The organism is Phycisphaerae bacterium, assembly GCA_041652575.1.
GTDB lineage: Bacteria > Planctomycetota > Phycisphaerae > Sedimentisphaerales > UBA12454 > UBA12454.
The window spans coordinates 93,835-104,410 of sequence record JBAZHC010000013.1 but is presented as its reverse complement, the minus strand read 5'-3'; the positions used below and the strand labels follow the sequence as shown (position 1 = coordinate 104,410).

General features: G+C 43.7%; 7 protein-coding genes. 1 reads left to right on the top strand and 6 read right to left on the bottom strand.

The window, feature by feature from the left end; translation table 11 throughout:
- Positions 1–219 precede the first annotated feature (219 nt).
- From WC496_10095 to WC496_10070, 6 genes are all read right to left on the bottom strand, one after another.
- A complete protein-coding gene (locus WC496_10095; GenBank protein MFA5293371.1) occupies positions 220–1,353 on the bottom strand; it encodes a type III PLP-dependent enzyme in 1,134 nt (377 codons plus the stop codon).
- Positions 1,354–1,707: 354 nt separating this feature from the next.
- A complete protein-coding gene (locus tag WC496_10090; GenBank protein MFA5293370.1) occupies positions 1,708–2,853 on the bottom strand; it encodes a carbohydrate kinase family protein in 1,146 nt (381 codons plus the stop codon).
- Positions 2,854–3,286: 433 nt separating this feature from the next.
- On the bottom strand, positions 3,287–4,111 hold the full coding sequence (locus tag WC496_10085) for a hypothetical protein (protein ID MFA5293369.1): 825 nt from the start codon (positions 4,109–4,111) through the stop codon (positions 3,287–3,289).
- 551 nt (positions 4,112–4,662) lie between these two features.
- Entirely contained in the window at positions 4,663–5,844 is a 1,182-nt protein-coding gene (gene speY, locus WC496_10080) for a deoxyhypusine synthase (protein MFA5293368.1), read from the bottom strand.
- 161 nt (positions 5,845–6,005) lie between these two features.
- Positions 6,006–7,274, bottom strand: coding sequence for an L-rhamnose isomerase (locus WC496_10075; protein MFA5293367.1), 1,269 nt, complete (start codon positions 7,272–7,274; stop codon positions 6,006–6,008).
- Between the two features lie 32 nt (positions 7,275–7,306).
- Positions 7,307–8,107, bottom strand: coding sequence for a DeoR/GlpR family DNA-binding transcription regulator (locus WC496_10070; protein ID MFA5293366.1), 801 nt, complete (start codon positions 8,105–8,107; stop codon positions 7,307–7,309).
- A 223-nt stretch (positions 8,108–8,330) separates the two neighbouring features.
- On the opposite strand from WC496_10070, the gene WC496_10065 reads away from it, so the two are divergent.
- Complete coding sequence (locus WC496_10065) at positions 8,331–10,571, top strand: dehydrogenase E1 component subunit alpha/beta (protein MFA5293365.1); 2,241 nt, start codon at positions 8,331–8,333, stop codon at positions 10,569–10,571.
- Positions 10,572–10,576 lie beyond the last annotated feature (5 nt).

Below are 10,576 nucleotides of genomic sequence, written 5' to 3'. Positions count from 1 at the left end.
TATGCGAATCCATTGATATAATTTCCATGTGTGTCTCCTTTCTGCGACTTGTGGTCGCTGAATTAGGTTTTCTCATGCGGCATTTTAACCGCAAGAGGAGACACACGCTTTCATAAAATCATTGCGAAGCAATTTTTTTATTCAATGTTCGATGTTCAGCGTTCGATGTTGGACGTTCAAATTTTCTTCTGTGTCCTGTGTTCCGAGTTCTGAGTTCTTTTAATTATTTATATGCAGTATCTTCGCTCCCTCAAATCCGTTGAATTTCGTCGATGATGCGATGCTGTACGCTCCGATATTTTCCGTATAAAACATATCGCCGATTTGCAGATTGCCCGGCAGTTGTTCCGAAATGGAAATCTTATCGAAGCTGTCGCACGTCGGCCCGACAACCGCGCAAACTGCCGTCTCGCCATCTTTGAACGAATGAAAATTCGGTATCCAGTGGTCGTAAACAATCCCTGAAAACGTATGATATACGCCGTCGTTTATATGATAGAAGATTTTGCCGCTTCGCGTCGCCTTGCCGATTATTTCCGAAACCAGCACCGCGGCCGTTGCCACCATAAACCTGCCCGGCTCGGCTATAAGTTCGACATCTTCCGGAAACAGCCTTTTGCATTCGGAATCTATTACTTCCGCAAGCTGCTCGAACCGCGGCACTGCCGAATCATACGCCGCAGGAAATCCGCCGCCGATATCGACTATTTTCAGATTATAGCCCTTCTTGCGGGCATCGTTAAAAATCTGCGATGTTATCTGAAGCGCGACCGCGTAATTATCGAAATTCGTGCATTGACTTCCAACGTGAAAACTTAAACCCTCGACCGCAAGCCCCGAATCGAAGACTTTTTTTATCAGTCCCGCCGCATCGCCGGGTTCAGCCCCGAATTTCGAGCTCATCTCGACCTGCGAGCCGGTATCGGGTACCTTCAATCGCAAAACCAGCCCGGCAGTTTCGCAATTTTCCTTAATCTTATCCACCTCATCGGCGTTATCGTAAGTTACCAAAGGCTTGTACTTTTTGATTTTTTGCAAAGTTTCTTTATCTTTGATGGTATTGGAGAAGATGATTTTGTCCCAGATAAAAAAGTCTTTTTCCGCTTTTTTAAAACCTTTTATCTGATTATAAATCTGCATAAACTCGTTATACGAAGCGACATCGAAACTCGCCCCTTCGTTGAACAGCGTTTTGATAATTTCCTGATTGGAGTTTGCCTTTACCGCGTAATAGGCCTGAACATTCGGCAGATTCTTCTTAAACGTGCGAAAATTCTCCCGAATCTTCGCGTGGTCAAGAATAAACAACGGCGTCCCGTGTTCTTTCGCTAATTTGATTAAATTTTCCTTCATTCCCTACTTCCTTATGTCCTTTTGTTCTTATGTACTTATGCACTTATTACCCTTTTATAATACGGAATTTTGTTACAATCAAGTGAAATGTTATTCCCGCGCAGAATGTCATTCTGAACGGAGCGTAGCACAGTGAAGAATCTCATTGCTTGCCCCGTGAGATGCCGCTTCGGCTATCTCATCGGGGTCATTTCGACCAGTGTGGAGAAATCTTTTTAATCTTCTCTTTCAGCAGGAATCTATAAATCAAAAATCCTCGTCCTATTCAATACATAGGTCAGCAGCAAATCTCAGCGAGTTCGCTATATCGATTTGTTCTGCAAAAATACTCTTGATAATCTATAACACATATCATTAAAAATAATATTTCTTGTCATCAAGCATATAAAGCAATGGCTCAGCTTTATCAATTTCCCTATAAATTGATGGATAGTCTTCAAGGGCAGTATCACCTAGAGCTCGAAACAACTCACTGGTATCCGGTGTTCCTTTGTGGCCTCCGTACTCGCTACAGGCTGAAGCGCCCCAAACGCTACCCGCGGAGAATGCTCTGGAATACTCACGAACATTTTTTAGTTTACCATAGACTAATAACGCCCAAATTACACCTGCGCCAAAGGCGTCACCACTTCCCGTTGTGTCACAATGTTTTGTGGGTTGTCTAGGCCATGTAAATATCACATTATTATCATTTCTCATAACAGCAACAGAACCACTACCTGCAAGTGTGATTACGGCCGTTGCATCAATTCCCTTTAAAAATTTCAAAATACTATAAAGAGAAAGATTTGATGGCAATTTAACTTTTTTATCCTTTAGTCTATTCCTACACTCTGCACAATCACATGATCTGGTAACAAAATCTCGAGCCTCATTAACATTGAGCTGAAAACAATTTATCTTATCCCAAACATTTACCCAGTGATGATAACAGAAAGAATACTGGGCACGGCCAAAATTGGCGTATATAAAAGAAATTTGTTTTTTAGATAGAGCACTAATTACTTGTTCAGTAACTATAAGTGCATTCCCATTGTTATCATTAGATTTAGCAATATTGCCAATCATTGCAATAATTGGCTTATTAGCCGGGACTTCTGTTTCTATGTTTTCTGCTAAGCTCATAGCCCATTTTTCAACAGAGGACCCAATTTCGGTATATACTGTACGTTCATCACCACTTACAACAATAACACTATGACTAGTTGTACACCCCTCCGGCAATGGAAGACTAGGAATAACTTTAATCTTCATTTGTGATAACTCGTCTTGGATTCTACCGCCTCTACCATCGCCTCCTATGGGGCAGGCAACATATATGTCACCAATTTCATCTATATTTATTGATTTGAGACGAACTCCCCAATTAACTGCGCTGCCCCCGAAGCTTTCTTTGACAAACTTACAGTTATTTTTAGATCCTGAAATAACCTTATCTACCACTAAAATCTGTTCAGAATTTGCTGACCCAATAGTAACTATTGACGTTTCCATTTTCATATGCACTCCTACTTGAGCATCAATGCGATATTAATATTAATATTTCTCTTCAACACCTCTTATGTAATAAGCACAACTCCTATCAATTTTATCCCACACCTAATCCGGTGCGGAGTTATCCTGCCATTATACTAATATCAATCTCCATATTAAGTCGTCCTCAGCGGGATTCCTTATTCTGTCTCCTGCGTTCCCTGTCCCGCCATAGCCTTGGCGACGGCGGATGAGTTCTGTTTTCTTTAGCATCAATCTACCACACTTTTTGCTGTGATATTTTATAATTCCCGAAGCAGTTTTTTAGCTTGCTTAAGAAGAATAGATTTTCTTCCTCCGATGCCGTTTCTTTACCTCGATGTTCGACAAATTATATCATGAATATTTTCAAAAATCAATCCATCTAAAAAATTTTCACCTGCCTTGATGTCCCTGATTGTTATTTAGACACACAAGCAGGATCGGAAGGATTCGCGTAACAATCTATCAGCCAGTTCTCGGCCATAATTGCAAAATCGCCAAAATTCACTTTACAGTCATTATTTAAATCGCCGGCAAGTGCATATTCGCAGATTTGGACAATTGTTCCGCTATCGACTACGAAATTATCAAGATAGGCGTCTCCGGAATTCAGAACTATGCCATCCGACCAGCCGCCGAAAGATGGAATGAGAGCGTTGTTGCCCCATTCGCCCTGCACCAGGCCTGGGATGGTCACCCATGCATTTTCAGACCCATAGCCGATATCGCTCAGATAAAGTACATCTTCACTTGCATCGTAGGAGATATACAAAGTTCCATTGTCTGTATTTCTTTCTTTCTCGCCTTTGGGCACTTCAGTGCCTTCTATTGGATTCTCTATCGAACTATAGAAAAATGAGTGATAAGCGGTTCCTTCACCAGTTGAACCGCAGCCGGCTTCTATTATAACATCGTTAGAAAAGCCATTGTTAATACAAAACTGAACGGAGGCATCAGTATCTGCTGGGCCGGAAGATGGTCTGAAAAAGTGAAAATCAATCTTAAATGAAAAATCATTAGTCGCTGAAAGACCCCAGCCCTTAGCGTAATAAATTGCCGCCCCTCCCCCAGTAGAACGCAGCTCTAATCTCTGGTTAGTTTCGCTCACCCAGGCATTTATATCAACCTGATAGAGATGCCATAAGGATGGATCCATCGAATTGTTATCGAAGTTATCCGATGGCAGCGCGTAGACTGCAGAAGTTATCGCCGTCATCATACAAATTATAATTATCTTCTTCATTTTAATTCCTCCTATGTACAAATAAAAATTGTTATACTATAATTTTCTTTTTGCCCATCCTTGCTGTTTCGCAGAAATTATACCTTATTATCTTCCAATTCCCACTAATTTCCCCCTGTCATTATCTAATATCAATCTTATGTTGAGTCGCCTTTGGCGGACTCCTCAAATCTTCAATTCTATCCCCTCTTTCCCCAAACTTAATGGCTATTATGCCATGCTATAGGTACAAAAATTCCCGATATGGCGATTCCTCAACTTCCCGCTTTTTATATACCCTCTACCCTGTCTCCTATACCCTAAAAAAAAGTGCGCAATTCCGCGAAAAACCCTTCAAAAACCGTAAAAAAGTCGTTAAAAAACTAAATTTCGTGTCATTTCGTGTGAATTCGTGGTTAGTTTTGGGTGTGTTTTTGGAAGAACTTGCGCGAAAATAAAAAAAACTTGCGCATTTGTGACGATTTTTTTCCCCTAAGTCCTTATTTTTAAAATAAAAATAAGGACTTACAGCTCTCCGTGTCGGTCAGTGTTTTAGTCGGTGTCCGTCCGTGTTAATCAAGCTTCCTGATTAGCCCTCTAAGTTTATCTACTTCCTTATTATTTTCGAGATATGACTCAATCAGTTTCTTATGGAGTTCATCTGCTCTGTCATATAACCTTTTTAGTTTCTTGGGTTTAGCGGCCTGTATTGCGTAGGCAGCCATCATTGGAAACGCTACGGTTACATCGAGGTAGGCCGTAACGGTTTCTTCGAGTTTTGTCGGGTCGATTTTGCCCCAGCTTGCCGCTTCTGATGGCGGCGCGCCGGAAAGTCCGCCCGTATCGGGTCTTGCATCAGTTATATTGATATCGTAATCCTGGCCGACTTCAGGAATCATAAGTACTTCCTGAATCTGCGGCTCGGTTTGGAGCACGAAGTTTTTCGGGCTTCCGCCGCCGATTAGGATAACGCCTGTTTTGCCTTTTTCGTAAGTCTTGGCGTTCAAGATAATTGCGGTAGAATCATTAACGTCGATGCTCGGATTGATTTTGAGTTTGAATTTGTCTAATAATCCCGATGCTTCCGCAAGTAATTCCAATCCTGCAACATTCATTCCGATAGTCGAATCGCCCGGCGAAGATGTAAATACCGGTATGCCGTTGCGATACGCTGCTGCGAGGATACTTACCTGGCCGAGATTATGTTTTTCTTCGAGGTCGCTGAGTATTTTGCCAAGAAGGTGATAAAATTCACGGGTGCCCATCTCTTTTTGGAATTCAGGTCTGATGAGGATTTCGCGCAGTCTGCGGTCTGTTTCCATTAAGACGTCTTCATAGTCGAACAGGATATCGTAGATTCGGGTTACGCCTTTTGCTTTGAGGTCCGCGTCATCAACGGTGTGGGTTCCGCGGAACATCGGCAGATTAAAGGCATAATGAATATCGTGGTACATATTGGCGCCTGTCGCTACAATCCAGTCGACAAAGCCGTGATTCATCAATGGAATAATCGTCGATGGCCCCAGCCCTGCCGGTGTCAGAGCACCTGCAAGACTTAAGCCTACCGTAACATCTTCCTGAGAATATCTGTCCCGCAGGAGATGACAGGCCGCTCTTAATCTTCCGCCGTTGTAGGCATCCATATTATCGATAAGACTGACTATGCTTGTGTCTTTGGATGTTGGTTTCGGAAGGATTCTTTTCCCCGCAAGATATTTTGCCTTGCCCGGACAACCTGATTTTTTGTGTTCCATTTCTTTGGTTCCTGTTAAAAAATTCCTTTAAAATACTTCCCGCGAATTTTATCAAAAAACAGCGATTAGTAAAAAGTTAAAACTAATAAAAAATTGAGTTTTTCAGTATAGTGTACCGACCGCCTTTAGACAACCAAAAATGTCTGCGCCGCTAATCAGAATCAGGCTCTTTTTGAAAGTACAGCCGTTTCGTAGCTTTTGACCTGCCAGAGCCAATCGAAGCCGATGGGAACATTATTCTTCATACAATAATAATCCCAGACGGAACCAAACGGCATCGTCTTAAGCTCTTCGAGCGTCACCAGCCTTGCTGTAAAATCACCCTGATTCTCAATCTGTTTCAGTTTTTCCGTCGGCTCAAGAAGGGCCAGCAGCAGCGATTTAATCATAGAGCGGGTTCCAATTCCCCATGCGGCAATACGATTGATACTCGCGTCAAAGAAATCAAGACCAATATGTACCCTGTCTAAAAAATTGCCCCTTACAATCTCCTGACTTATCGCCTCAAGCTCATCGTTAAGAATAACAACATGGTCGCTGTCCCAGCGGACGGGCCGGCTGACATGTAAAAGCATTTCATCGCAAAACATCATCACAGACGAAATCTTATCGGCAATAGTCTCGGTTGGATGGAAATGGCCCGCGTCAAGACACAATAATTTTTTGCGTGATACGGCATAACCCATATAAAATTCGTGCGAACCGACAACATAACTCTCAGAGCCTATCCCGAAAAGTTTGCTCTCAACAGAATCCAGATTGTATTTCGGGTCAATTGCCTGTTTGAAAATTTTATCCAGAGAATCCTTTAACCTTTCGCGGGCAATTTTTCTGTCGACAGGAATATCCTTATAGCCGTCCGGAACCCAGAAATTGGTAACTGCGGCGGAGCCGAGCTGTTTACCCATTTGTTCAGCTATCTTTCTGCAGGCTATTCCGTGGTTTATCCAGAAATCCCTTATGCCCTTGTCGGAATGGCTCAAAGTAAAACCATCGGCCGCTTTAGGATGTGAGAAATAAGTCGGATTAAAATCCAGACCCAGACCTCTTTGTTTGGCCCAGTCAATCCAGCTCTGAAAATGCTCTATGCCGATTTTATCTCTTTCAATGAATTTGCCGCCGTTGTCCAGATAGCAGGCGTGAAGGTTAAGACGATGTTTGCCGGGAATCAGGCTCAACGCCTTGTCAATATCCGCTCTTAGCTCGTCAATATTCCGGGCTTTTCCGGGATAATTACCTATCGCCTGAATTCCGCCGCCAGCGAGAATGGAGTTTGGCTTTTCAAAACCTCCGACATCGTCACCCTGCCAGCAATTTATCGAAACAGGTATCCCGGCAAGGGCATCCATAGCATTGTCAGTATCGACCCCGATTTCAGAATATCTCTGTTTTGCAGTATTGTAAGCTTTAATAATATCGTCCTGTTTCATATTGTCGTCCTTCCTAAATTTATTTAATAGAATTAAAACTCCGGCTGCAAATCTTCGTGCACCGCTTCGGCGGGATAGAACAGCGTTATGTTATGCTCCTTGGCGAATCTTTCCCATGCGTCGCCGGGGCAGGCATTAGTAACAATATAATCCAAATCGTCCAAATCCACTATTTTATATAATGCGCCACGGTCGAATTTATTTCTTGTTCCGACGAATACCGCCCTTGCCGCCCTTTTCAGTACCTGTTTGACAAAACTTACCGTCGCGACATCGGCGCCGCTGATACCATAACCGATACTTATATCATCGGCGCTTGTAAAAGAAGTAAAGCCTCCCAATTGAGAAATAGTGTTCTCCGCCGGCGGACCTATCATATCCATAGTATCGGAACGATACTGACCGCCCGTAACAATAACCCTGTGCTGAGGCTGTTCATGAAGCCTGCTCATCAACATCAGGGAGTTCGTAATTATTGTAAGGTTTTTCTTGTCGGCAAGGTACGGAATTATCTCATAGCATGTCGAGCCGGCCTCGAGATAAATATTATCTCCATCTTTAACAATATCAGCGGCAAGTTTGCCGATTATTTTTTTCGCGGATAGATTTTTTGTATGACGAAATCTGACGGAGGGATTAAATTCGGTGCCGGCCAATACCGCCCCGCCATAAGTCTTTTTGACAAGGCCCTTTGTTTCGAGGCTCGCAAGGTCCCGGCGAATCGTTACCTCCGTTACGCCAAATTTTTCAGCAGTTTCCTTAACTATAACTTTGCCGTTATTCTTTAAGCAATCGAGTATGTAATTGTGTCGATTCTCAGCCGAAAGACCCATTTTTCACCTCACAACTTAATCGTTCGTTTATGTTCCATAATCGCATATTGTAATATCGTTCCGGTTCGATTACAAGCTTTTTTGTTTTATTTTGTTCACTTTGGCCTATTTTGAGCAAAAAACAAACATTTTAGATGCCCTTGGGGTCTGTTTTTGAACGTGTAAAAATGGTATACTATATACTAAAGGGGTAATGCTTTAATATAAGAATAGGAGTTAGCAGATGGCATTTAAAATCGATGATAAACGGAAAACCGCATTGCCTCAGATTAGTAAATTAATCGAGGGCAAAGTACTGAGTCTGGAACAGGTTAAAGACTGGCTCAGGACAATTCACGAAATCAGATTCTTTGAAGAAAAGGTATTCGACCTTCTCGGCCAAAACATTATCAAAGGCGCATCTCATCTTTACGCAGGTCAGGAAGCAGTTGCGACCGGGGCAATCGCGGCAATTCAAATCGGCGATGTAATCGGCTCAACACACCGAGGCCATGGTCATTGCGGCGCGATGGGCAATAAATACGCAAAAAGCGAAGAGGAAAGACAAACACACTGGAACCGTATGATGGCAGAGCTTATGGGAAAAGAAACAGGCTACTGCAACGGCAGAGGCGGCTCAATGCACATAGTCGATGTCAAAAACGGCAATTTAGGCTCGACCGGTATTGTCGGCGGAAATCAGCCAACGGCGGTCGGAGCGGCAATTGCTGAAAAATATAAAAAAACCGGCAAAGTCGTAATATCGTTTTTCGGCGACGGCTCAACAAATACAGGCACTTTCCACGAATCGATGAATATGGCCTCAACTCTGAACGTGCCGATGGTCGCGGTTATAGAAAATAATCTTTACGGTATGAGCGTACCATATTCAGGCAGCCCGGTGGTCGGAACAGCCAAGGCAAGCAATATTACAGATATCGCAACTCGAGCCGCAGCTTATGATGTGCCCGCTATGATAATAGACGGACAGGATGTGGTTGCCGTATATCTTGCGATGAAAGAAGCCGTCGAATACACCCGCAAAAACAGCAAACTGATAATGGTCGAGGCCAAGACATACAGATGGTACGGCCACAGCAGAAGCGACCCAAGGGCCTATAGAACAAAAGATGAAGAAAAACAATGGCGAGACAGGGACCCAATTACCGTTCTTTCCAATAAGCTGCTTAGCGAAAACCTCGCAACACAGGAAGAACTGGACGCCATTCAGAAAAAAGCTAATGATACAATCGAAAAATCGACACAATTCGGAATCGATAGTCCCTGGCCGAATGCAGCCAACCTCGAAAAAGATGTTTATGTAGATGAAACCTATGAAACGTCAATTATAGAAAATGAAAAGCAGCTTGCCAAAAAGGCAATGGAGGCGACAAAGGCGTTTAATGTCGCTTTCGCAGCTTCTACCGCTAAAACCAGAAAGGAAAAAGGCCAGGAGGCCCAGAGCAAAGTGCAGTCCGATTTCGGAATGAAAGTTCTCACAATGGGCGGCGCACTGGTGGAAGCCCAGACCGAAGAGATGAGAAGAGATAAAAATGTTATCCTTCTCGGCGAAGACGTCGGCCTCTACGGCGGAGCTTACGCAGCGACAAAAGGCATGCTCGCTGAATTCGGACTCGATAGAGTTATTGACACCGCTATCTCCGAAGCGGCTATCGCAGGCGCCGGAGTTGGTGCGGCAATTCGGGGACTGCGGCCGATAGCTGAAATTATGTATGTCGATTTTCTTACAATCGCGATGGACCAGTTGATGCACAACGGCGCATTCAACAGGTATATGTTCGGCGGACACGCGAAAGTGCCGATGGTTCTGCGAACCGAAGGCGGACTTGGCAGATGCATAGCCGCTCATCACTCGAAGAGTCTTGAGCCGTGGCTTGTAAATATTCCCGGCCTTTATGTTGTTATGCCTTCGACGCCTTACGACGCGAAAGGCCTTTTAAAAGCCGCTATACGCAGCGATAACCCGGTAGTATTTATCGAGCATAAAGCAACTTACGGACAACTCGGAGCTGTTCCTGCTGAAGATTATATCATTCCGCTCGGCAAAGCAGATATTAAACGTACCGGCAGCGATGTTACGATTGTAAGCTACAGTAAAATGGCGATGAACGCTCTTGAAGCCGCTGAAAAACTTGCAAATGACGGCATCAACGCGGAGGTTATCGACCTGCGGACAATCAAGCCGATGGATATCGACACTGTAGCGGCATCGGTAAAGAAAACAAAGAGATTAGTAACCCTCTGCGAAAGCTTCGCGATGTGCGGAGTCGGCGCTGAAATTACCCGAAGGGTTATCGATTATAAATTTAAAGATGGAAGCACAGGTTTCGATTGTCTGTCTTCGGCACCTGTAAATCTGGCCGCCAAAGATGTTCCGCCTCCGATGAGCGAACCGCTTGAGAACGCAAGTGTGCCGACAGTAGATGATGTTATTAACGCCGTTAAGGCAATGGTTAAAAAGTGAGGTAA

What these genes read in the sequence shown, in the direction of transcription:
- WC496_10095 (MFA5293371.1), bottom strand. Translation starts at nt 1,353, where the DNA reads ATGAAGGAAAATTTAATCAAATTAGCGAAAGAACACGGGACGCCGTTG.
- WC496_10090 (MFA5293370.1), bottom strand. Translation starts at nt 2,853, where the DNA reads ATGAAAATGGAAACGTCAATAGTTACTATTGGGTCAGCAAATTCTGAA.
- WC496_10085 (MFA5293369.1), bottom strand. Translation starts at nt 4,111, where the DNA reads ATGAAGAAGATAATTATAATTTGTATGATGACGGCGATAACTTCTGCA.
- speY (MFA5293368.1), bottom strand. Translation starts at nt 5,844, where the DNA reads ATGGAACACAAAAAATCAGGTTGTCCGGGCAAGGCAAAATATCTTGCG.
- WC496_10075 (MFA5293367.1), bottom strand. Translation starts at nt 7,274, where the DNA reads ATGAAACAGGACGATATTATTAAAGCTTACAATACTGCAAAACAGAGA.
- WC496_10070 (MFA5293366.1), bottom strand. Translation starts at nt 8,107, where the DNA reads ATGGGTCTTTCGGCTGAGAATCGACACAATTACATACTCGATTGCTTA.
- WC496_10065 (MFA5293365.1), top strand. Translation starts at nt 8,331, where the DNA reads ATGGCATTTAAAATCGATGATAAACGGAAAACCGCATTGCCTCAGATT.